Source organism: Micromonospora sp. NPDC048898, assembly GCF_043198035.1.
GTDB lineage: Bacteria > Actinomycetota > Actinomycetes > Mycobacteriales > Micromonosporaceae > Micromonospora.
Window position 1 is genome coordinate 25,979 of record NZ_JBICUF010000002.1, and the last position, 22,833, is coordinate 48,811.

General features: G+C 71.6%; 18 protein-coding genes. 5 read left to right on the forward strand and 13 right to left on the reverse strand.

What is annotated here, in order from left to right; translation table 11 throughout:
* Positions 1-117: 117 nt before the first annotated feature.
* The 3 genes from ACGFIQ_RS07025 to ACGFIQ_RS07035 form a co-directional block, all read right to left on the reverse strand.
* Positions 118-492 carry a hypothetical protein gene (locus tag ACGFIQ_RS07025; protein ID WP_393240480.1) on the reverse strand — a complete coding sequence of 125 codons (375 nt, stop codon included), beginning with the start codon at positions 490-492 and terminating at the stop codon, positions 118-120.
* A gap of 17 nt (positions 493-509) precedes the next feature.
* Positions 510-1,844: a transcriptional regulator gene (locus tag ACGFIQ_RS07030; RefSeq protein WP_393242123.1), complete on the reverse strand. Its 1,335-nt coding sequence runs from the start codon at positions 1,842-1,844 to the stop codon at positions 510-512.
* A 267-nt stretch (positions 1,845-2,111) separates the two neighbouring features.
* On the reverse strand, positions 2,112-5,189 hold the full coding sequence (locus ACGFIQ_RS07035) for a S8 family serine peptidase (protein WP_393240483.1): 3,078 nt from the start codon (positions 5,187-5,189) through the stop codon (positions 2,112-2,114).
* A 331-nt stretch (positions 5,190-5,520) separates the two neighbouring features.
* Between ACGFIQ_RS07035 and ACGFIQ_RS07040 the strand changes: the two genes are divergently transcribed.
* Entirely contained in the window at positions 5,521-5,937 is a 417-nt protein-coding gene (locus ACGFIQ_RS07040) for a PP2C family protein-serine/threonine phosphatase (protein ID WP_393240486.1), read from the forward strand.
* 257 nt (positions 5,938-6,194) lie between these two features.
* Here the strand turns inward: ACGFIQ_RS07040 and ACGFIQ_RS07045 are convergent, their stop codons facing one another.
* Genes ACGFIQ_RS07045 through ACGFIQ_RS07055 form a run of 3 tightly spaced genes read right to left on the reverse strand, consistent with a single transcriptional unit; the run spans position 6,195 to position 9,294 of the window.
* Positions 6,195-6,998: a sugar phosphate isomerase/epimerase family protein gene (locus ACGFIQ_RS07045; protein ID WP_393240488.1), complete on the reverse strand. Its 804-nt coding sequence runs from the start codon at positions 6,996-6,998 to the stop codon at positions 6,195-6,197.
* On the reverse strand, positions 6,995-8,146 hold the full coding sequence (locus tag ACGFIQ_RS07050; RefSeq protein ID WP_393240491.1) for a dihydrodipicolinate synthase family protein: 1,152 nt from the start codon (positions 8,144-8,146) through the stop codon (positions 6,995-6,997). Before ACGFIQ_RS07050 ends, ACGFIQ_RS07045 begins: the two co-directional genes overlap by 4 nt.
* Positions 8,143-9,294: a Gfo/Idh/MocA family protein gene (locus tag ACGFIQ_RS07055; protein WP_393240494.1), complete on the reverse strand. Its 1,152-nt coding sequence runs from the start codon at positions 9,292-9,294 to the stop codon at positions 8,143-8,145. The genes ACGFIQ_RS07050 and ACGFIQ_RS07055 overlap by 4 nt, the downstream gene beginning before the upstream one ends.
* Positions 9,295-9,409: 115 nt before the next feature.
* Here ACGFIQ_RS07055 and ACGFIQ_RS07060 point away from each other — a divergent pair, with 115 nt between their 5' ends.
* Together ACGFIQ_RS07060 and ACGFIQ_RS07065 are read left to right on the forward strand one after the other, a co-directional pair.
* Positions 9,410-10,471: a LacI family DNA-binding transcriptional regulator gene (locus ACGFIQ_RS07060; RefSeq protein WP_393240497.1), complete on the forward strand. Its 1,062-nt coding sequence runs from the start codon at positions 9,410-9,412 to the stop codon at positions 10,469-10,471.
* Positions 10,468-11,481: a phosphotransferase family protein gene (locus ACGFIQ_RS07065; protein ID WP_393240500.1), complete on the forward strand. Its 1,014-nt coding sequence runs from the start codon at positions 10,468-10,470 to the stop codon at positions 11,479-11,481. The genes ACGFIQ_RS07060 and ACGFIQ_RS07065 overlap by 4 nt, the downstream gene beginning before the upstream one ends.
* Positions 11,482-11,530: 49 nt before the next feature.
* Here ACGFIQ_RS07065 and ACGFIQ_RS07070 read toward each other — a convergent pair whose 3' ends face one another.
* Positions 11,531-12,835 carry an MFS transporter gene (locus ACGFIQ_RS07070; RefSeq protein WP_393240503.1) on the reverse strand — a complete coding sequence of 435 codons (1,305 nt, stop codon included), beginning with the start codon at positions 12,833-12,835 and terminating at the stop codon, positions 11,531-11,533.
* A 69-nt stretch (positions 12,836-12,904) separates the two neighbouring features.
* On the reverse strand, positions 12,905-13,465 hold the full coding sequence (locus tag ACGFIQ_RS07075) for an NADPH-dependent FMN reductase (protein ID WP_393240506.1): 561 nt from the start codon (positions 13,463-13,465) through the stop codon (positions 12,905-12,907).
* Between the two features lie 136 nt (positions 13,466-13,601).
* On the opposite strand from ACGFIQ_RS07075, the gene ACGFIQ_RS07080 reads away from it, so the two are divergent.
* A complete protein-coding gene (locus tag ACGFIQ_RS07080; protein ID WP_393240509.1) occupies positions 13,602-14,102 on the forward strand; it encodes a MarR family winged helix-turn-helix transcriptional regulator in 501 nt (166 codons plus the stop codon).
* 13 nt (positions 14,103-14,115) lie between these two features.
* On the opposite strand, the gene ACGFIQ_RS07085 is transcribed toward ACGFIQ_RS07080, so the two are convergent.
* The 5 genes from ACGFIQ_RS07085 to ACGFIQ_RS07105 all read right to left on the reverse strand — a co-directional run bounded on the left by ACGFIQ_RS07085 (position 14,116) and on the right by ACGFIQ_RS07105 (position 21,433).
* A complete protein-coding gene (locus tag ACGFIQ_RS07085; protein ID WP_393240512.1) occupies positions 14,116-14,616 on the reverse strand; it encodes a DUF1772 domain-containing protein in 501 nt (166 codons plus the stop codon).
* 140 nt (positions 14,617-14,756) lie between these two features.
* Positions 14,757-18,470, reverse strand: coding sequence for a S8 family serine peptidase (locus tag ACGFIQ_RS07090; RefSeq protein WP_393240515.1), 3,714 nt, complete (start codon positions 18,468-18,470; stop codon positions 14,757-14,759).
* Positions 18,471-18,722: 252 nt separating this feature from the next.
* On the reverse strand, positions 18,723-19,331 hold the full coding sequence (locus ACGFIQ_RS07095; protein WP_393240518.1) for a bifunctional 4-hydroxy-2-oxoglutarate aldolase/2-dehydro-3-deoxy-phosphogluconate aldolase: 609 nt from the start codon (positions 19,329-19,331) through the stop codon (positions 18,723-18,725).
* 131 nt (positions 19,332-19,462) lie between these two features.
* Positions 19,463-20,488, reverse strand: a complete 1,026-nt coding sequence (locus ACGFIQ_RS07100) for a sugar kinase (RefSeq protein ID WP_393240521.1) — start codon at positions 20,486-20,488, stop codon at positions 19,463-19,465.
* 96 nt (positions 20,489-20,584) lie between these two features.
* Positions 20,585-21,433, reverse strand: a complete 849-nt coding sequence (locus ACGFIQ_RS07105) for a S1 family peptidase (RefSeq protein WP_393240523.1) — start codon at positions 21,431-21,433, stop codon at positions 20,585-20,587.
* A gap of 168 nt (positions 21,434-21,601) precedes the next feature.
* On the opposite strand from ACGFIQ_RS07105, the gene ACGFIQ_RS07110 reads away from it, so the two are divergent.
* A complete protein-coding gene (locus ACGFIQ_RS07110; RefSeq protein WP_393240526.1) occupies positions 21,602-22,786 on the forward strand; it encodes a low temperature requirement protein A in 1,185 nt (394 codons plus the stop codon).
* Positions 22,787-22,833 lie beyond the last annotated feature (47 nt).

Sequence of the window (22,833 nt, forward strand, 5' to 3'; positions counted from 1 at the left end):
ATCACGGATCGTGGACGTGTCGGGAACGTCGATCAAGGGGGAGGGTTGCGGGGAGATTTATCGGTCGGCGGGAGAATCACCAGACGCAAACAAGACGACGCGGGCCATGCCGTCACCTCAGGACGAGGAGCTGACCAGCCGCTCGATGTGCTCGAAGATGTCCGCGTCTGTCTCTCGCTGCCACACCGGCATGTCGGGCCAGTCGGCGACATATGAGGCCTTGGGGTTTGGAAAGTGCCTGAAGATCTGCGCGATCCAGCACAGGGCGACGAAACGGCCCTTCTGCTCGCGGGTCAGGTTCGCGGTTGCTCCCTGAGCCAGCTCGATGAAGTGGCGGACCTGCTCGAAGCAGACCGCAGCACTCTCCCGTTCCCACTCGGGCATATCCTCCCAGGGCGCGGTGTAGCCCGGCTTCGGCTCGCCGGGGTAGTGCCTGTGGACTCCAGCAACCCACGCCTCGCGGAAGACTCGTCCCGCTTCCTCAACCTGCACCTGCTCCCCCTGGTCGATCAGTTAGATGCCCTTGTCAAGACACTGATCTGTCTGTCGAGGTTCTGAACATGACTGTCACGAAGAAACGGCCGCAGGTGGTGCTGAAGCCGATTCAGCTTGGCCGCGACCACACCCGAACGGCTTTGCCGGGCAACATCAAGAACGGCGCCACCGTAAAGCACAACCTGATGCACGTCGCCCCGCTGGATCCCGACCAGCGCGAGATCCGCCAGAACGGTTCCACGCCGCCGTACGGAGAGCTCCTGCGACAGCGCGGCGGACAGAATCGGTTCGGCCAGGTCCGGGCGCCCCAGTTCGGCGTAGCAGGCTCCGCTCTCCTCGGCGAGCCGCGACCCGTCGAAACGCAACCATCCACCGTTGTGGACCCGCCCAGGTAGGGCCTCGACTTCCTCGGCCTGGCCGAGCGCCCGTCGACAGTCATTCAGGTGTCCCAGGCCCGCGAGCGCCTGCGCTCGCACGGCATGTGCCCACTGACGGGTCGACAACCCGCTGTCACCGTTGACCGCTAGGCCAGCCGCAGCCTCAAGCATCGGCATGGCCTGCCGGAAGTCGCGCTCGTAGACGCTGATGAAAGCGTGACGAATCATCGCGCACGCCCAGAGGTCGTAGGCACCCGCCTCCCGAGCAGCCGCTCCGGCCAGGGTGTAGCAGTGGGCCGCCTCGTCGTACGCGCTTGTGTCGAAGGCGATCTCACCGGCCAACTGAAGCAAATCGGCAGCGATCTCGCAGAGCCGTCGGTGTACGGCAGTCGTCTGAGGGGCGCGTAGGTTGGCCGTGAGCGTGCTGAGCTGACCGTTCACCAACGGTGCCACTGCCGTCTTGGAGCCGGCTGCGCCGAAGACCGTCCACAGGTGGGCGTTCAGCCCTTCAAACTCGCGCAGAGTGGCTGAAGAAAGACGCTTGGATCCGTCCCTGGAAGATTCGATGCGCGCCCAATCGACCTGGCCGCCAGGAACGGGCGCGGCGAGAAGCGTTCCCGTCAGGCTAAGCAGGCGTAGCAACTCACGGCGGTTCATATCGCCAGTGTCCGTGATCTCCGCGCCTGTCGGCGACCCGGCGCCGCGGTTTTCATCGGCCACGGCGGCCACACCCGGGGGCGTCCCGCCCGCGAAGTTGTCAGCGTGGCGTTCTCTACGGTTGATGTAGAAGCCCAGGTCAGCATCGTGAGCTGCGTTCAGTACCGTCCGGAAGGCCTCCCGGGTCTCGCTCTGCGGCCATCGATACTGCCCACGTTCAAGCTTTCCCACGTGGTTGCCGTCCAGGCAGGTTCGTATGCCGTAGGTAACCCACAGGTAGTTGTTGACCGCCTCGGCGACCTCCTGCCGAGACATCCGCCGCCCCGAACCACTCGGTGACAGGAGTCGGTGCCGGGCGTCGCTGAGCAAGGTGTTGGGGTCAACCGGATCAACCGACCGCGGCATGATGATCCCCTCACCGCCCACCGAGCCTCGTCGACGTGCACGCCAACAGTAAGAGGGACTACCTGCGCGCCCTACCCGCACCCTACGCCGACCGGCGTGCGTCATGACCTAACCGGGCCAGGAGCCGGAGGAACCGTGGGGCGGTGCGCTCGGCACCGCCCCACGGTCAGCTACCCGCTACTCCCAGGCACTCTGCTGGGTGTAGACGAGGTTGCCGGGGATGACCGTTCCGTTGGTGCTGCTGTACTCGGTGTACGCCCAGAAGTCGCCAGCGGGCAGCGGCTTGTTCGGCTTGAGCGTGAACTGTTGCGACGAGCCGCGCTCCACGGTGCGGGGAAGCGTCAGCGTGGCACCCGTGTACTTCGCGTTGCGGCCGATGATGGCGTGGCCGAACTGGAAGTCGACGACCGGACCACCGGGGTACTGTGCGAACACGTACGCGGTGTAGCGCCCCGGCTCGGGCAGGAACTTGTACGCCTGCTCGGTGCTGGTCCAGTACCTGTCACTGCTGTAGACCAGCTTGTCGCCCCGGTACAGGTAGAGGTCCAGGTTGGTGTTCGGGTCGTCGGTGTTGGTCTCGACAATGATGCCGGCGGTGTTGGCCGGCACGGTGAAGTCGAACTTCTTCACCCCAGCGGCCTTCGGGTCGAACACGCCGCCGTAGACACCCGCCGGGATCGAGTACGACGCACGCTGCATCGGCGTGTACCCGGTGCTGCGACCGGCGAACGGTCCGGTGAAGCCGGGCTGGACGAAGCCGGACACACCGCTGGTCATCCGGCCGAACTCCTCCCCGTCGTCGGCGTACGGTCGGGGCATGACGCCCCACGGGCGGGCGGTGACCGGGATCCGGGCACTGTGGGCCTTGCCGCGCCAGCCGATCGACCCGGTCACGTACCGGTCCCAGGGCGCGCTGCCGCGGCGCAGCGTGATGGTGACGGTCGCGGACTTGCCGGGCGCCACCGTCACCGATGCCGGCGACACGGTGACCTTCATGCCTTTCAGGCCGGACACCGACGAGCGGTAGGTCTCCCGCTCCTTGCCCACGTTGGTCAGGGTGCGGGTGAGCGTGACCGGGCGGGTCCCGTCGTACTCGCGCAGTGAGATGGCCGGCAGGTTGAGTTCCTTGCCGTCCGGCACGGCGGTTTCGCTGAAGGCGACCAGGTCGGCCGCGGTCGGCTCGATGACCAGCCCGGGATCGGTGGCCCCGGCCAGGTTGATGAAACCGCTGCCCTGGTCCAGGGGGCTGCTGGTGCCGACCGTGTCGGTGGCGGTGGTGCGCAGCGCCGAGGCGACCCGGCCCGGGGACCAGGTCGGATGCGTGGCACGCAGAACGGCTGCCGCGCCGGCGACGTACGGTGAGGCCATCGAGGTGCCGGAGTACGCGTCGTACGCCCGCCCGAAGTTGCCCGCCGGTGAGACCGCGGCGATGATGTCCGAACCCGGCGCGACCAGGTCCGGCTTGACGACGCCGACGGCCACGCTGGAAGGGCCGGTGGAGGAGAAGTCCGCGACGCTGGGCACGCCCGGGACGCTGGAGCCGTCACCGCCGGTGCGCAGGGACACCGTGGCGTCGGTGGGGTGGCGCATCAGGTAGTTGAACAGCGTGCCGGCCTGCTTCTCGGTCGGCAGGTAGACGACCGGGAAGTTGAAGATGGAGTTGATCCGGTAGTTGCCGACCGGGTCGAACACCACCATCGCCGCTCCGCCCTTGGCCTTGATCTCGGCGGCGGAACCGAACATGTCGGACAGCGCGCAGGCGACGACCTTGCCCTTGATCTTGGCGGGGTCGAGGCTGCCCGGTTCGCAGTAGACCGCACCCAGATCCGGCGTACCGGCCTGGTCGCCGAAGACCATCGGCCGCGAGGCGCCGCCGGGCAGTGCGTCCAGCGAACCGCCCACGAGCTTCGTGCCGTCGCCCAACTTGACGGTGGCCTCGTCGAGGTTCGTCACCGCCGCGCCGACCGTGGTCACCCAGGGTGCCGCGTTGCTGATCGCCCCGCTCACGATGCCGGTGTTGCCGGCCGACGCCGCCACGAAGACCCCCGCCAACGTGGCGTTGAGGAACGCGGTGCCGATGGGGGTGTTGGCCTCCCAGTCGCCCAGTTCACTGCCGATCGAGAAGTTGATCACCTGCACGCCGTCGGCGACGGCGGCGTCGATACCGGCGATGATGTCGGCGTCGTAGCCCATGCCGCCCCAGAGCACCTTGTAGACGGCGATCTGGGCGTCCGGCGCCACCCCGGAGACGGGGCCGAAGCGCCGACCGTCGATCGTGACGTTCGGAATCGGCAGACCGGCAGCCGTGGAGGCGGTGTGCGTGCCGTGCCCGGACATGTCACGGGGGGACAGCACCTCACCGCCGGGCACCGAGCCGCCGTCCGCGAGCCACGTGTCGGCGAAGTACCGGGCTCCGACGATCTTGCCGTTGCAGTGCTCGGCCACGAAGGCCACACCGGTCTGGCAGGTGCCGTGCCAGGTCGAGGGGGCCGGCATCTTCTTGGCGAACGACTCGCTCTCCGGCCAGATGCCGGTGTCCAGGACACCGATCACCATGCCCGCGCCGGTACCGGGGCCAGGCTTGACCGGTTTGCCGGCGGGAGCGCCCGCCGGGGCCCGCTCCGGCGCGGCCGGAGCGGTGGCGGCCGGGGCACCGGCACTCGGGGCGGTCGGCGACGGCGCGGTGGGCGGCGGCGTCGGGGTGCCCAGGGCCCGCGAGGCGGTCACCGCGCGGACCCGCTTGTCCGCCCGCAGGGTGGTCGCCTGCTGCGCGGTCAGCTTCGCGGAGAAACCGTTGAAGGCTGCGGTGTACGCCGCCTTGACCGTGACGCCGGCGGCGTCCGCGACGGCCTTGCGCTGCGCGTCGAGGTGTCCGCGGTACGCCCGCGAGGGCGCCGACGTCGCGTCCAGCCGGTTGCCGGCCTCCGGGCGGGTCCGCGCCAGCCCGGCCACACCGCCGGTGTACGCGGTCAGCGGGTCCTCGGCCAGTTCGACGACGTACGTGCCCGAACCGGTCTCGTCCACCGCGGCCCGTTGGCTGCCCGCGTTCCGGCCGCCGGGTCGGCGATCGGCCCCGTCGGTCAGGGTGACCTTCTTGTCCTGCCCGGTGGTGAAGTAGCCGGTGCCGCTGCCCGGTGCCCCTCCGGGCGCCGCCGACGCCGATCCCGCAACCCCGGTTGTGCCGGTGATCAGGGCGACGACAAGCGTCGGTATCGCTAGTCGTCGCAGCCTGTTTCCGCTCGTGCCTGTAGCCACGAGGCTCCTTTCGATGGCTCCCTTGTGGAGCTGTTCCTCGATCGCGATCCGCTCATGGGAGCGCTCCCCCACCTAAGCCGTCGACGGTTAATCGACGGTTTGCACGGTGTTACGGATCGCCGGTGCGTATAAGATCACGATCGGTCGGCCACGCCTAGATCAAATTTTCCCGATGCCCCCGGAGCAGGGCGAACACCTGGGCGAAGCCTCACGGACACTCCCTCGACACGACCCAGCCGAGGCGTTACGCCGGAAGATCCGCGAGGGTCCGAGGCTGGCGGGGATGGGGACCACGCTTGTCGCTCTGCTGCGGTCCGGCAGTCATGCGGTCGTGGCAAACGTTGGGGACTCCCGCGCCTACCTGATCCGACGCCACGGCTCCCGCGACAATGCCATGGTCCAGATCAGTGCGGATCACACCTACGAACACCTCGTCGCCGGCGCCAAGGAGGTGCCCAACCTCCCCCAGAAGCTGGCCCGCTTCCTCGACGGACGGGACGACGGCCGGTCGGCCGACCTGACGCCTCTCCATCTCCATCCCGGCGACCGAGTCCTGTTGTGTTCTGACGGGCTGAGTTCGTACGTGCCACACGAGCAGATACGAGCAGTGCTCGACTCCGACGGCAACCCCGGGGACATCGCCGACCAACTCGTGGCCTTGGCTATCGACCAGGGTGGACACGACAACGTCACCGTGATCATCATCGACGTGGCCCCGGCCCTAGAACTCCGCCACCCCGAACGCTGACCAAGCGCCGCACGAGCAGATCGCCTGAGCGAACAGGAGCGCACGGCGCCGAGGACGCTCCCTGACTGCCTTTGCTCTGCACCCGGATAGGCGCCAGTCACGGACCGTAACCGTCGCATCCGCGGGTGCAGAGCAAAGGCGGCGAGCAGGGTGCCCACTCCTCTTGGCCGGCCACGCCGCTTAGTCAGTAACCAGCCTCGGCTGGGTCGGGCCGGGTGAGAGCCCCGACCGCCTCCGGCCACCACCGTTCGAGCGGCTCAGACGACGTGGTCCAGGTAACCGGTGATCGCCGCGTCCAGCACCTCCGCGCCGGGCCGCGCCCACATCTGGGCGGAGAAGACCTCCACCTCGATCGGGCCGTCATACCCGGCCGCGTCCACCGCCTCGCGCAACCGACGCAACTCGATGCACCCGTCGCCGGGCAGCCCCCGGCCCAGCAACACCCCCTCCGGCAGCGGCGTCACCCAGTCGCAGACCTGGAACGCGGCGATCCGCGGCCCGGCCCGCTGGATCTGCGCGTACACCGTGTCGTCCCACCAGACGTGGTACGCGTCCACGACCACACCGGCCACCGTCGGGTCGAACCGTTCGGCGATGTCCAGCGCCTGGCCGAGGCTGGCGATCACGCAGCGGTCGGCCGCGAACATCGGGTGCAGCGGCTCGATGGCCAGCCGTACCCCGGCGGCCTCGGCGTGCGGTGCCAGCTCGCCGATGGCGTCGGCGACCCGACGGCGGGCGCCGTCGATGTCCCGGCTGCCCGGCGCCAGCCCACCGGAGACCAGCACCAGCTCGGGGGCGCCGAGGGCGACCGCCTCCTCGATGGCGCGCAGATTCTCCGCCAACCAGTCGTCGGCGGAGAAGAACCCGCCCCGGCACAGCGAGGTGACGGTGAGACCGGCGTCGCGGACCAGCTTCGCCGACCGGGCCAGCCCGTGCTCCGCGACCGGCTCGCGCCACAGCCCGATGCCCGGCACCCCGGCGGCGACGCAGCCGGACACCACGTCGGGCAGGGGCCAGTGCTGGGCGGTGGCTTGGTTGAACGAGAAACGCGCGAGGCTCACTGAGGCACACCCGCCACCGTGAAGAAGGCCCGCGCGCGGGCGGCGGCCAGGTCGGCGTCCGGTAGCAACCCCGCCCTGTCGGCCAGGAAGAGCAGGGTCGCCAGGTGCGCCGGGGACCGGCCGGACTGCGCCCCGCCGACCATCGTGAAGTGGTCCTGGTGCCCGGCCAGCCAGGCCAGGAACACGATCCCCGTCTTGTAGTGCCAGGTCGGTGCCGCGAACAGGTGCCGGGCCAGCGGGACGGTCGGCGCGAAGATCTCGGCGTACGCCGCCAGGTCGCCCCGGTCCAGGGCGGCCAACGCGGCGGCGGCGGCCGGTGCGATGGCCGCGAACACCCCGAGCAGGGCGTCGGAGTGCCCCACCTCGTCGCCCCGGATCAGCTCCGGGTAGTGGAAGTCGTCACCGGTGTAGAGGCGCACCCCGGCGGGCAGGCGGCGGCGCAGCGCGACCTCCCGGCCGGCGTCGAGCAGCGACACCTTGATGCCGTCCACCTTCGACTCGTGCGCCTTGATCAGCTCGGTGACCGTGTCGGCGGCGGCGTCCAGGTCGACCGCACCCCAGTAGCCGGTCAACGCAGGGTCGAACATCGGGCCCAGCCAGTGCAACACCACCGGCCCGTCGGTGGCGCTCAGCAGCTCGTCGTACACCCGCAGGTAGTCCTCGGGGCCGCGGGCGGCGGCGGCCAGGTGTCGGCTGCACATCAACACCGGCCGGGCGCCGGCCGCGCGGACGTCGCCGAGCTGCTCGATGTACGCGGCGGTGACCGCCGTCAGGGTCGCCCGGCCCGGTGGCAGCTGGTCCGTGCCGACGCCGGCGACGATCCGACCACCCATCGCGCGGGCCTCGGCGGCGCTGCGGCGGATCAGCTCCCGGGTGGCCGGGTAGTCCAGCCCCATCCCCCGCTGGGCGGTGTCCATCGCCTCGGCGACGCCCAGCCCGTACGACCAGAGGTGCCGCCGGAACGCGAGCGTGGTGTGCCAGTCCACCGAGGCAGGGGCGCCCGGCACGTTCTCCGCGGCCGGGTTGGCGACCACGTGTGCGGCGGCGTACGCGATCCGGCTCCTCGCCGGCGCGGCCGGACGGGCGAAGCCACTGCCACCGGCCAGCCGGTGCCGCCGCCCACCGGGCAGCACGACCTCGGCCCTCACCCGAACAGCTCCGGCACCTCGACTCGACGGCCCTCGCGGGCCGAGCGCAGCCCCAACTCGGCGAGCTGCACGCCGCGCGCGCCGGCCAGGAAGTCCCACCGGAACGGCTCGCCGGCCACGACGTGCCGCAGGTACGCCTCCCACTGCACCTTGAAGCCGTTGTCGAACTCCTCGTTGTCGGGCACCTCGGCCCACTGTGCCCGGAAGTCCTCGGTGGCCGGCAGGTCCGGGTTCCACACCGGCTTCGGGGTGACCGCCCGGTGCTGCACCCGGCAGGTGCGCAGCCCGGCCACCGCGCTGCCCTCGGTGCCGTCGACCTGGAACTCCACCAGCTCGTCGCGGTACACCCGCACGCCCCAGGACGAGTTGATCTGCGCGATGATGCCGCCGTCGAGTTCGAAGACGGCGTACGCGGCGTCGTCGGCGGTGGCCGGATAGACCTGACCGGCCTCGTCGACCCGCTCGGGCACGTGGGTGGCGGTCACGCAGGAGACGGCGGCGACCCGGCCGAACAGCTCCTCCAACACGTAGTGCCAGTGCGGGAACATGTCGACGACGATGCCGCCGCCGTCCTCGGCCCGGTAGTTCCACGACGGACGTTGGGCGGGCTGCCAGTCACCCTCGAAGACCCAGTAGCCGAACTCGCCGCGCACCGAGAGGATCCGGCCGAAGAAGCCGCCGTCGACGAGGCGCTTGAGCTTGCGCAGGCCGGGCAGGAAGAGTTTGTCCTGCACGACACCTGTGCGCAGGCCGGCCGCGTCGGCGGCCCGGGCCAGGTCGAGCGCGGCGGCGGTGTCCTCGGCGAGGGGTTTCTCGGTGTAGATGTGCTTGCCGGCCTCGATGGCCCGCCGGATCGCCTTCTCCCGCTGCTGGGTGACCTGGGCGTCGAAGTAGATCTCGACGTCGTCGCGGGCCAACGCCGAGGTCAGGTCTGTCGTCCAGTCGGTCAGCCCGTGCCGATCGGCGAGCTTCCGGAGCTTCGTCTCGTTGCGCCCGACCAGGACCGGTTCCGGCCAGATGGTCGTGCCGTCGGCCGTCGTCACACCACCGGCCTCGCGGATGGCCAGCAGCGAACGGACGAGGTGCTGCCGGTAGCCCATCCGTCCGGTCACGCCGTTGACGATGATGCCGATCGACCTGCGGGTCATGGGTTTTCCCCTCCGTCGTGCTGGTCGTGCCTCCCTGCGGGAAAGGGCTTTCTCTGCGGTACGGTGACGCTAGCCGGCACGACGAAACGCCGTCAACAGATCGAAGGGGCGGGCCATGGCGACCCTGTCCGATGTGGCCCGCCGGGCGGGCGTCTCACCCGCCACCGCCTCCCGCGTCATCAACGCCAGCAGCAAGCCGGTCACCGACGAGCTGCGCGAGCGGGTGCTCGCCGCCGTCGCCGAGTTGCAGTACGTGCCGAACGCGCACGCGCAACTGCTGGCCCGCTCGCACCGCAGCGCGGTGGGCGTGATCGTGCACGACGTCTCCGACCCGTACTTCGCCGAGATCACCCGTGGGCTGCAACGCGTCGCCACCGACCGGGGCCGACTGCTGATGATCTGCAACAGCTACCGGGACCCGGACCGCGAGCTGGAGTACGTGGAGCTGCTGCGCGGCCACCAGGTCGCGGCGCTGATCCTGGCCGGCTCCGGCTACCACGACGAGGCGTTCACCCGGCAACTCAACGAGAAGCTCGCCGCGTACGAGGCCACGGGCGGGCGGGTGGTCGTGATCGGTCGACACGAGCACTCCGGCGACGCGGTGATGCCGGACAATCGGGCCGGCGGCTACCTCGCCGGACGGGAGCTGTGCGGGCTGGGGCACCTAGCGATCGGCGTGGTCGCCGGCCCTCGCATCCTGACCACCACCACCGACCGGCTGGCCGGCCTCCGGCAGGCCCTCAGCGAGCAGGGCCGTGACCTGCCGGAGCGGCGCATCCGGTACGCCGAGTTCGACCGCGACGGCGGCGCGGAGGCGACCGCCCGACTGCTCGACGCCGACCCGGAGCTGACCGCGATCGCGGCGCTCAACGACTCGATGGCCATCGGCGCGCTCGCCACCCTGCGCGCACGTGGGCTGGCGGTGCCGCGGCAGGTCTCGGTGGTGGGTTTCGACGACATGCCGATCGCCCGGGACGTGACCCCGGCGCTGACCACCGTGCGACTGCCACTTGTCGACATGGGAGTCCGAGCGATGTCCCTGGTGCTCGCCGCGGAGGTGCCGACCCCCCGGGTCGAGGTGCTCCCCGCCGAGCTGGTCCGCAGGGACACCGCCGGTCCCGTCCCGCCCGTCGCCCGCTTCGCGCCGCGTGCCCGACGGGGTGACACCGTCTCGTGACCGGCATCAGCCCGACGCAGCGTCCGCTCACCCGCGACGACGTGGCGTACCTGGTCCGCGCGTCGTTCGGGCCGCACACCCGGGTGCGGGACGCCGGGCCGTTGGCCGGCGGCGGATACGCGACGGTCTGGTGGGTGCGGCTCGACGACGACCGCCGGGTGGTGCTGAAGCTCGCCCCACCGGCCGGGACGCCGCTGCTGCGCTACGAACGAGGGCTCTGTGCCGCCGAGGCCCGCTACTTCCGCCTCGTCGCGGAACACGCCCCGCGGGTCCCCGTACCCCCGGTGTTGCGGCACGGCACCGACCCCGCGTACGGCGAGTGGTTGGTCACCGCCTTGCTGCCCGGCCGGTCGCTGTCCGAGCTGGCCGCGGGCGGCGTCGCGGTCGACGACGGCCCGGCACGGTACGACCTCGGGGTGGCCCTCGCCGCGGTGCACCGGGTCACCGGCGACCGGTTCGGGTACGACGGCGACCGGGCCGGCGGGCCGACCTGGCCGGTGGCGTTCACGGCGATGCTCGACGCGCTGCTCGCCGACGCGACCGACTGGAACGTGCGGCTGCCGGTGACCCCGGACCGCCTGCACGAGCTGGTGGGACGGCACGCCGACGTGCTGGACGAGGTGGACCGGCCGGCGCTGCTGCACTTCGACTGCTGGGACGGCAACGTGCTGGCCGCGCCCGACTCGCAGGGTCGACTTCGGCTGCGCGGCCTGGTCGACGGCGAACGGTTCCTCTACGGCGACCCGCTGCTGGACCTGGTCTCGCCGCTGCTCTTCCGGCGGATCGAGGACGAGCCGGAGCATCCGCTGCTGCGCGGCTACCGCGACGCCGCCGGCACGCTGGCGCTGGACGCCTCGGCGCGTCGCCGGCTCGGCCTCTACCGACTGCACCTCTACCTGCTGATGACCGTGGAGATGCCCAGCCGTGGCATGACCCCGAGCAGCCATCCGCAGCGGCACGCCCGGCTCGCGACGCTGCTGGACGCGGAGCTCGACGCGCTCGCGCGCTGACCGAATTCCGTTGTCCGACCGGTTCGCCGCTCGTACGAACCGCTCCACCTCACGCCGTCGAGGGATGGTCCGCCGGTGGCTGGCCGGCCGTGCCCGGCACGACTGCGGTCGGCTGACGACGCGCCACGGAGCCGGCGCGGCGGACCGGGGTGAAGAGACCGCCGACCGCGACCAGCAGGCATCCCGCTCCGGCAGCGAGCGTGACCGCCTGGACGCCGTACCGGCCGGCGGCCCAGGTCAGTGTGGCGGCGCCGATCGGCCCGAGGGCGTAGTGCGTGCTCCAGAACGCCGAGGTGACCCGGCCGAGCAGGTGATCGGGGGTGATCTCCTGGCGCAGCGACATCGAACAGATCCCGCCGATGCTCAGGCAGCACAGGTACACCGCGGTCAGGGCGGTGACCGCCGGCACGCTCGTCGCGAGGCCGACGCCCGCCACCGCGAACCCACAGACCGAGTGCGCGCCGATCCAGGTCGCGCCGAAGCCGCGCCGGCGGCGCAGCGGGGCCACCAACAGTGCGCCGGCGACCGTGCCCAGCGCGGCCAGGCCGAGCACCGTGCCGACGGTGCCCTCGGAGCCGCCGAGATCGTGGGTGACGTGGTAGATCAGCACGTCGGTGAAGCCGTAGGTCAGGAAGATGAAGACCGACAACAGGACGGTCAGCGCGCGGAGCACGGGCTGCCGCCACAGGAACCGCGCCCCGGCCAGGAACTCGGCCAGCGGCCGCTCCCGGGTCGCCGGCGCGGAGGTGTCGGCGCGCGCGGGTCGCAGTCGGATCAGCCACAGGCCGGCTGCCGAGAGAGCGAAGCTCGCCGCGTTGACGGCGATGGCGAGCGCCGGGCCGAAGCGGGCCGACACCACGCCGGCCAGCAGCGGCCCGAGGACGGCCGCCGCCGCGTACGTCGCCTGCAACCGGCCGTTGGCCTCGGTGATCCGGTCGGAGTCGACGAGGTTGCGGACCGCGGTCACCGCCGCGACCTGGAACACCATGCCGGCCGCCTCGCAGATCGGCAGCACGACGAAGAGCAGCCAGACCTGCGGGCCGGCGAGCCAGGCCAGTGGCACCAGGCCGTAGAGCACCAACCGGGCCAGGTCCGCCGCGATCATCAGGGTGCGGCGGTCGTACCTGTCGACGAGCACCCCGCCGAAGATCCCGGCGACGACGGACGCCGCGCCCGCGACGGCGGTGAGCAGGCCCATCTGCGCCACCGACCCGGTGGCCTGGATCACCAGCAGCGGCACTGCCAGGTAGGCGAAGGAGTCGCCGGCCGCGGAGAGCGACTGCGCGATCCAGTAGGTGCCGAAGGTGCGGTCCCGCCAGAGCGGAGACCGGGCAGCGGTGGCGGCTCGGCTCATCGCGACGAGGGTAGTCGGAGACGGCCGTGGGAGTGATCCCACGGCCGTCTCCGGTGGTGCGCGAAACGATCAGGCCTGGCGCAGCGGCGCGAGCGCGGCGCTCCAGGCGACCACCTGGTCGAGGGTGGTGGTCAGGGCGTCCTGCTGGAACTGGTTGGGCTTGAAGACGCTGAAGTTCTCGAAGTCGGTGAAGAGCGACAGCGCGACCTGCGACCGCACGTCGGCCATCTGCAGCTCGCCGGAGATCAACCGCAGGTGCTCCACGGCGCGCGCGCCACCGACCGAGCCGTAGCTGACGAAGCCGACGGCCTTGTTGTTCCACTCCGCGTACAGGAAGTCGATCGCGTTCTTCAGGGCACCCGAGGTCGAGTGGTTGTACTCGGGGGTGACGATGATGAACCCGTCGTACGAGGCGATCGTCTCGGCCCACCGCAGCGTGTGCGGCTGGGAGTACTGGCCCATCGCGGGCGGGTATGCCTCGTCGAGGTGCGGCAGCTGGTAGTCGAGCAGGTCGATCAGCTCGTACTCCGCGTCGGAGCGCTGCTTGGCGATCTCGAGCACCCAGCGGGCGACGGCTTCACCGTTACGCCCCGGGCGGGTGCTTCCGAGGATGATCCCGATCCTGGTCATGGTGGCGCCTTTCCTAGGGACTTGGGCTGACGGCCCGACGCTAGCCGGTGATTGCTTGGTCAAGCAAATGGAGTGCCCATAGTCACGCTCACACTCTTAGTAAGCAATTGCTCAATCAAGCAACTAAGATAGGAGGATGTCCAACCCCGCCGCAGAACCTCTGCAACCCCTCAATCGTGACGAGGAGGCCCTGGTCCGCGCCCTGGGTCAGGTGATGCACGTGCTGCCCCGCGCGATCGACACCGACATGGTCGGAGACCGTCAGTTACCGCTCACCGAATACACCGCCCTGATGAACCTATCGGAGGTGCCGGGCCGGCGGATGCGGATGAACGAGCTCGCCTCGGCCTGCCACCTCTCGCTCAGCGGCATGACCCGCACCATCATCCGGCTGGAGACCCAGGGCCTGGTCCGGCGGGAACGCTGCGAGGAGGATGCGCGCGGCTGGAACGCGGTCCTCACCGACAGCGGGTTCGCCCGCCTGGCGGAGTCCTGGCCCAGTCACCTGGCCGCCGTACGCCGCCGGTTCCTCCAGCACTTCGAGGGCTTCGACCTCGACCAACTGGCCCGCGCGTTCCAGCGGGCCGGCACGGCCGAGACGAGCGACACCGCCGCGACGACCGAGACGGCCGGCTGAGCCGACGACCGGCTCAGCCGGGCAGCCGGCCCGCCTCCACCAACGCCCACGCCAGCAGCCCGAAGGCGCCGGTCGAGGCGACCGCCCGGACCACGTTGCCGCGTACCCAGGTGGTCTCGAAGCGCTGCCGCACGGCCGCGAGGTCGGTGACCCGGTCGACGTCGCCGGCGCGGGCCAGCGTGTTGTTCAGCGGCACGTTGACCACGGCGGTGACGCCGAGCACCACCAGGTACACCAGCAGCGCGGCACCGATCCACGGCAACGCCGACCGACGTTCGGCGCCCAGGTGCAGCGCCGCCGCCAGCAGCGTGAACAGCAACGCTCCCCCGAAGCAGACGGCGAACCACCCGTTGAGGATGGACTCGTTGATCCGTTGCATGGCGAGCACCAGCGTCCGGTCGTCGCTGCGACCCAGGCCCGGCATGACCGCGTACGCGAAGGCGGCGAACAGCCCGGCGGTCAGGCCGGTGGTCAGGGTGGCGACGAACAGGCTCGCGGTACTCAGGAATCCCATGGGCCCCATTGCACCCGCTGGCGGGCGTCCTGACCAGACGTCGGGCCGGCTCCGACGCGTACACCGGGAAACGGGGACCGACGCGGACCGGCCGCCGGCCGGGATGCGCGCGGCACCCCGACCGACGGCCAGCCGGAGCGTCAGCGCAGGCCGAACGCCCGCGTGATGCTCTGGCTCACGGTGTTGCCCGCGGCGTCGCGCGCGGTGGTGCGCAGACTCACGAAGCCGGCCCGGGCCGGTGCCGCCAGCGCGGTACGCCAGCCGTCCCCGTGCCGGGTCAGGCGCTGCTTCTGCCAGGTCGCCCCGTCGTCGTAGGACACCTCGACGGTGACCGCACCGACCGTGCCCCGGACGCCGGGCAGGTGGGAGGCGACCACGGTCAGCGGTGCCCGCCGCGACGCCCTGCCCGTGGAGTCGATGGCCACCCGGTAGTCCAGCTGGATCATCGGCAGCACCTCCGACGACTCCGCGCCGGTGGCGGCCGAGGTGAAGCCCCACTCGGTGCGGGTCTGCCGGGAGTACGGGTTGGTCCAGGCGGCCCGGTCGTTCTGCACCACCAACCGGTACGGCAGCCGCTGCGCGGCCAGCCCGGAGACCTGGAGGTATTCGGCGTTGCCCCAGTTCAACTCCTTGTCGCCCTGGTAGAGGGTGGTCCGGTTGACCATGTCGAAGTTCGCGTACGCCTCACCGATGTGGCCGCCCCCGTCGCCCCACCCGGGCGCGGGCAGGTAGACCGTGTCCAGGTAGCGGACCGGCACGTAGTTACCACCCATCCGGGGCCGTTGGATCGGCCCGAACCACTCGACGCTGCTCCGCCTGCCGACCGGGTAGGTGGTGACGCCCATCAGGTGCTGACCGGTCTCGCCGGCGATGAACGCGTCGTCGATCCACCGCTGGTCGGCGCTCACCCAGTCGGTGCGCCGGCCCTGCGCCGGGGCGATCTCCTGGTTGCTCGACGCCATGCCCTTCCAGATGTCGGTGCGGAACTCCAGCGCCTTGCCCGGCCGGTAGTTGCGGAACTCCACGTCGACCCGGGCGAGGTCCCGCTTCGCGGGCCGGTAGGTGGGGTCGGCCGGCACGGTGCCGGTCCAGTGGTGTGCCACGTCGTACAGGTAGGTGGTCTCCGGGTGCGACTCGGCGGACAGCCGCACCGGCCCACGCCCCAGCGCCGCGATGAGCTGGTCGCCCTCGTCGGCACCGAGCGTCGCCACGGTCACCGGGGCCGGGCTCTCCGGGCTCCACGGCGTCTCGTCCCAGGGGTCGAGCCGGCCGACGCCGTCGTTGACCACCAGCAGCAACTTCGCGCCGGCCGCCGCGACGGCCCGCGCCTGGGTGGCGATGTCCACGGTGTCACTGCGCCGGAGCACCACCGCCCGGTCCCGGACCGGACGCTTGGCCAGCCCGGCCGCCGAGGTGTCGGCGACGTAGACCGCGTCCAACTGGCGACGACCGGCCGGCAGCGCCGGGGTCGCCCGCTTGACCAGCAGATCGTCGTACGAGCGGCCGCCGGCCGAGATCGTCAACGCCGGCTGTTCGAGCCGCCACCGGGCACCGAACTCGAACTCCCCGTCGGTGACCTTGCGGCTCGTCGGCAGGGCCCACATGCTGTCGTACGAGTCGTTGGGCAGCACCTGGCTCTCGGTGAGGCCGTTCGCGGTGGACCGGTGGATGTCCATCCGCAGCGAGGTGGCGGTGGCCTCCTGTGGCACCGCGGCCCGCACCTGTCGGGCCTCCCGCGCGTCCAGGGTGACGGTGCGGTCGCGGTCCAGGTTGACGTCGGTGAAGCTGAGCATCGCCATGCCCTTGGACCGTGGCCCGTGCGCGCCGCGCACGTCCGCGGAGATCCAGCCGGTCCAACTCGCCACCGGCAGCCGCAGCGTGGCGGTGCCGCTCTCGGGCAGGTCCACGGCGCTGAACAGCCCGTCGGTGGTGAGGATGACCTTGCCGGCGAGCGGCTTGCCGTCGCGGTCCTTGGCGACAAGCGTCAGGTTCTGCCGCTGGCCCTCCTTGCCGGCGCCGACGAGGGTACGGCCGCGGATCGCGCCGGCCTCGTCGGTGGCGATGATCATGCCGCTGACCTGCTTCTCCGCCGGCAGCCTGTCGTAGGCGGCGGTCAGCGTCACCGTGGCGGTGCCCCCGGCGGGCACGGTGACCCGGTCGGCGGAGAGAGCGAAGAGGCCGGCCGGCGCGGCGGTCGCGTCGAGGGCCAGCTTCAACGTGATCGGCGCGCTGCCGAGGTTGGTGTAGGTGACCGTCCGGTCGACTGTCATCCCCGGCTGCTGCGGCCAGGCCTGGAAGCCGGAGTAGGCGCTCGGGGTGGCGAAGACGGTGGCCCGCGTGGCCGCGACCGCGTCGACCCGGCCGGCACCCGCCTGGTACGGGGCGTACTCCGGCGTGGCCTTGACCGTGCTGACCAGCGCCTCCTTGATGCGCTGACCGGTCCAGTCGGGGTGCGCGGCGGCAACCAGCGCCGCCGTGCCGGCCACGTGCGGGGTGGCCATCGAGGTGCCGCTCATCAGCGTGTAGTCCCCGGAGCCACCGCGTACGTAGTGGGAACGGGCCGCCAGGATGTCCACGCCGGGCGCGGTGATCTCGGGCTTGAGCCCGCCGTCGCCGGCACGGGGTCCCTGGCTGGAGAACTCGGCGAGGTGGTCGGTGGAATCGACGGCGCCCACCGTCAGCGCGGAGTTCGCCGCACCCGGGCTGCCGATGCTGTTCGGCCCGCCGTTGCCGGCGGCGATCACGAACAGCGCGCCGGTCTCGGCGCTGAGCCGGTCGACCGCCTGGCTCATCGGGTCGCTGCCGTCGGTGGCCTCACCGCCCAGGCTCATGCTGACGACCCGGGCCTTCTGCTCGCGGGCCGCCCACTCCATGCCGGCGATGATCCAGGAGTCCTGCCCGCTGCCCTCACTGTTGAGCACCTTGCCGACGTGCAGCCGGGCGCCGGGGGCGACGCCCCGCTCGACCCCGCCGGACGCCGCGCCGCTACCGGCGATCGTCGAGGCGACGTGCGTACCGTGGCCCTTGTAGTCGAGGATGTCCGGCTCCGTCGGCACGAAACTGCTCGACGTGGCGATCTGACCGGCGAGGTCCGGGTGCTCGGCGTCGGCGCCCGAGTCGAGGACCGCGACGTCGACACCGGCGGCGGTGTTGCCCTCGGCCCAGACCGCCGGAGCGCCGATCTGCGCGGTGGACTGGGCCAGGTCGGCGCGCACCCGACCGTCCAACCAGACCTTGGCGATGCCGTTGGCGAGGGTCGGGGCGGCACCCGTACGCCGGGCGGTGCCGGCGGTGAGGGCGGTCCAGAACCGGTCGGCGGTGGCGCGTTGGCGCGTCAACGCGGCGCCCTGCACGCTGTCGAGCGGGCGGACCAGCTCGGCACCGTCGACCGTGGGACGGGTGCGGGCGCGGGCCGCGGCGTCGGTCATCGTGACGATCAGCGGCAATGTGTCGGTGTGGGCGTCGTCGTAGCCGTCGGCGATCAGCTCGGTGACGTTGAACAGTTGCCGGTCCAGCACACCGCTGGTGACGTACGACAGCGCGGTGTCCGGATAGACGTACGTGTCGCCGTCGCGCACGGTGCGGTGGAAGGTCGGCGTACTGCCGTCCGGGCGGCGCACGGTCGACACGGTGCTGCCGTCCGCCGCGGTGGTCACCGTGACCGTGTCACCGGTGATCAGCGTGACGGTGGCCGCCCGTCCGGCGGCTGCCGGGGGAAGGCCGGTCGGGCGGTCGGGGGTGTTCGGCGGGGCGGCGGACGCCCCCGCGGCGGGTGGGGTGAACCCGGCCGCCAGGGTGAGGGCGGTGCCGAGGGCGATCAGCCCGGATCGGCGACGCCGGCGAGACAGAGCCAAGATGACCTCTTTGCGTCGAGAAGTGGTACGCCGCACAGCATCGACGCAACACCCACCCCCACCGCCCACCAACCCCCGACGCACTTACGCCATGTCGCAACCCCGCCATCAACCCACCCGCTCTCCCCCACCCCACCCTCCCCGCCCCGCGCCGCCCCGTCGATCATGGAGTTATAGCCGACCGTCGCGGCGTGTCGTGACTACAACCTCATGATCAACAGCCCGCACCCGCGGGGGCTGGGGCGGGGAGGGTTAGAGGGAGGGGCCGGTCAGCTTGGCGAGGGCGTCGAGTTGGGTGGGGTCGGAGAGGGCCGAGCCGACGGCCGCCACCCGTACGCCGGCCTGGAGGAAGGCGGCGGCGTTGCTGGCGTCCAGGCCGCCGGTCGCGACGAAGCGCAGCTGCGGCAGCGGGCCGGCCATCGCCTTGAACCAGGCCGGCCCGAGAGAGATCGCGGGGAACGCCTTGAGCCAGGTGAGGCCGTGCCGCAGCGCCTGCTGGGCCTCGGTGGGAGTGGCCACACCGGGCAGGTGCGGCAGACCACGGGCGGCGGCCGCGTCGGCGATCGCGAGGTCCAGGCCGGGCGCCACCGTGAATTGGGCGCCCGCGTCTGCGGCCGCGGCGACCTGCTCGACGTCGAGCACGGTGCCCGCGCCCACGATCCGGCCGCGCGCGGTGCCCGCCTCGACGGCGGCGCGCAGCGACGGTACGGCGTCCGGGGTGGCCACCGGCACCTCCACCACGTCGATGCCGAGGTCCCAGGCGCGCTCGGCGAGCCGAACCGTCTCGGCGACCGGCAGGCCGCGCAGGATCGCCATCACCCGGGCGTTGCCGAAGATGTGCTCGAAGTCCGCTGTGGTCATGGTGCACTCCATCCGAGATCGCGGTGAATCTGTTGCCTGCTGGCCCGATCGAACACCGACCCGGCCCGATCGAACACCGACCCGGCCCGGTCGAACACCGACCCGGCCCGGTCGGACAGCGACGGCATGGTTCAGGTCGTCGCCAGGGCGCCGGTCAGGTCGAGCGGTGACCAGGCCTCGACGGGGGCGTCGATCAGCCGCCCGAACCAGGCCCACGGCGGGATCGGGGCGTTGTCGCCGCTGCTGGTCAACGCCTGTGCGGCGACGAGGTGTCCGAGGCGCAGGCGTCGCACGGGGTCGAGGCCGCGCAGCAGCCCGGCCAGGTAGCCGGCCGCGAACGCGTCTCCGGCGCCGACCGGCTCCACCACCGTCACCAGGGGCGCGGACACGAAGATCGGCTCGGCGTCCCGGCACAGTTCGGTGGCGCCCACCGCGCCGTCCTTGACCACCACCGTCTCCGGCCCGGGCAACAGCTGGCGCACGGCCAGCGGGTCGACGGTGCCCCACAGCGTCTCCGCCTCGTCCAGCCCGACGAAGACCAGGTCGCTGCGGTCGGCCAGGTCGCGCAGCACCCCGGCTGCCTGCTCGGCGGGCCACAGCCGGCCCCGGTGGTTGACGTCGAAGCTGACAAGTGCCCCCGCCAGCGGCCGGTCCGCCACGGCGTGCTCGACAAGCGCCCGGCAGGAGGCGGAGAGTACCGGCGTGATGCCGGACAGGTGCAGCACACGGGCACCGGCCAGACCCGGGGCGGCGAGCGTGCCGGGATCCATCCGGGAGGCCGCCGAGCCCGCACGGTAGTAGTGCACGGCGGTGCCCTCCGGGCCCGGGTCCTTGACGTACAGGCCGGTGGGGGCGGCCGGGTCCACGCTGACCTGGTCGACACGAACGCCGGTCGCGGCGACGTGCCGGACGACGGCCCGGCCGAAGGGGTCGTCGCCGACCCGGCTCACCCAGGCCGCCCGGTGCCCCAGCCGCGCCAGGTAGCCGGCCACGTTGGATTCCGCGCCGCCGACCGAGACGGCGACCCGGTCGGCATGCTCCAATGGCTCACCCGGCGCGGGACAGAGCACCACCATCGTCTCCCCGACCGCGGCCACCTCGATCGGCGCGGAGCCCGCCGGGACTGTCGCGTCGTCAGGTGGGGAGTCGGTCGGCATCGGGGCACACGTCCTCGCGGCGGGGATCCTGGGCGCCGCCGAGCCTAGGTGTTCGGGCGCGAGACGGGCAACCCGTCATACGTCACACCTCGACGCTCACGGCAACGTCAGCCCGTACGCGGCGAGCACCTCCCCGATCGGCTGGTAGTAGGTGGTGCCGCCGGAGGTGCAGTTGCCGCTGCCGCCGGAGAGGATGCCGAGGATGGTGCCGGTGGAGGCCACGTAGAGCGGACCGCCGCTGTCGCCCGGCTCGGCACAGATGTTGGTGCGGATCAGTCCGTAGATCACGCCGGTGGCGTAGTTGACTGTCTGGTTGAGGCCGGTGATGGTGCCGCAGCGCACGCCTGTGGTGACACCGCTGCGACAGACCGCCTGACCGACGTACGCGGTGCCGGGCCCGTGGATGGTCAGCAGACCGGGGTACGTGTAGACCGCGCTCGGGTGGGCGATCCGCCCGGTGTAGCGGATCAGCCCGTAGTCGTTGGTGGGGTAGCTGGTGGCGGTGCGGGTGCCGAGCACGGTGGTCTGCGCGCTGTCGGCGTACCAGGTGGCGGCGGCGGTGGTGCAGTGCCCGGCGGTGATCACGTAGTAGGTGCTGCCGCTGCGCGCGTTCGCGCCGAGGGAGCAGCGCGCGCCACCGCCGTAGATGCCCTGCCCGCCGGCGATCAGGGGGCGCAACGTTCCGGGTTCGCGGCGCAGCAGCACGCCGGCCCGCTCGGCTGTCGTCCGCAACGCGGCCAGCTCGCTGGGGGCCACGGTGTCGTCGACGGTGAGGGTCATCCGGCCGGTGGCGGGGTCGAGCCCCCAGGCGGTGCCCGCGGTGCGTACCCCGGTCAGCGTGGCCGCCGCATCGGCGGCCCGGTCCGGGACGGCGGCCCGCGCCGTGCTGGGCGTGACGAGCAGGAGGGTGGTCAGGACGAGGGCGACGAGCGGGGAGCGGCGCATCCGAGCCTCCGCGAGAATCGAGCACGATGGATGCCCCCAAGCATCGCCCCGGGTCCGGCGCCGTGGCAACCTCGGGCCGTCGCCTCCCCGGCCGGTGGGAATCGCCGATCCGGGGACGGGCCCCGCCGACGCCGCCGATAATCTCGGAAACACGGCGGGAGGCCGGGCATGACCACCGGAGAAAACGCGGCGCTGGTACGCCGGTTGGAGGGGTCGACCCGGGCCACGCTGCTGGAGCTGCTCTTCGACGTCGTCTTCGTGGCCGCCCTCGCGCTGCTGTCGACACTGTTGACCGAGGAGCACACCTGGGCCGGCAGCGCCAAGGTGCTGCTGATGCTGACAGCCATCTGGTGGACCTGGTCACTCACCGCGACCACCACCGAGTTCTACGACCCGCGGCAGCGCCCGATCCAGGCCGTCCTGATGATCGCCATGGTCGGCTCGGTGGGGATGGCGGTGGCGCTGCCGATGGTCAGCGTCGCGCACCTGCTGCTCTTCGTGTTCTCGTACGTCGGCACGCACGTGACCCGCTGCGTCATCCTGGTCGTCGTCCTGCACCGGCAGGGGCACCAGACGGCCAGGGAGCGGGCCACCCGGTTTCTCTTCTGGTTCACGGTGTCCGGCGTCTTCTGGGTCGCCGGCGCACTGTCGAACAGGCCGAACTGGGGGCTCTGGACCATCGCCATCACGATCGACCTGGTCGCCTCGGCGGCCCGCTACCCCACCCCTCGGCTGGGCAAGGTGCCCATCGACCAGTACAAGCGGATCACCGGGCACCTGGGCGAGAGGTACCAGCAGTTCGTCATCCTGGCCCTCGGCGACATCGTCCTGCTGCCGATCCTGCAGGTCAGCCGGGGCGAACTCGAATTCCTCCGGGTCGTCGCGCTGCTCTGCGCATTCGCGACCATGCTGCTGCTCTGGCAGATCTACGTCTTCCGCACCAGCGAGTTGGTGGTGGCGGCCGAGGCCAGGGCACACCGGCCGGTACGGCTGGCTCCGTACACCCATCTGGTCCTGCTGGCCGGTGTGGTCACCACGGCGGCCTCGTTCGAGATGGTCGTCCGCCATCCGACCGGAACGACACCGGTGCGGTGGCTCGTGTTGATCATCGGCGGCCCGGCGCTGTTCGTGCTCGGTCGCGTCCTGTTCGCCCTGCTGGTGGGCCGTGCCGTGCCGTGGCGGCGGAAGGCCTGGCAGCTCACGCCCCTGCTGGTGCTGCCGTGGGCCGGCGGCTGGCCGCCGCTGCTGGTCGCCGCCGTCGTGGCGCTCGCGCTGGCCGGTCACATCTTCGTACCCGGCGGAGACCGGGAGACCACGCCGGGGCTGACCGTCCGGCGAACCGACGACGACTGACCTCGGACGAGGTGCGGACCGGCCCATCGGCGAGATTCCGGGCGCAC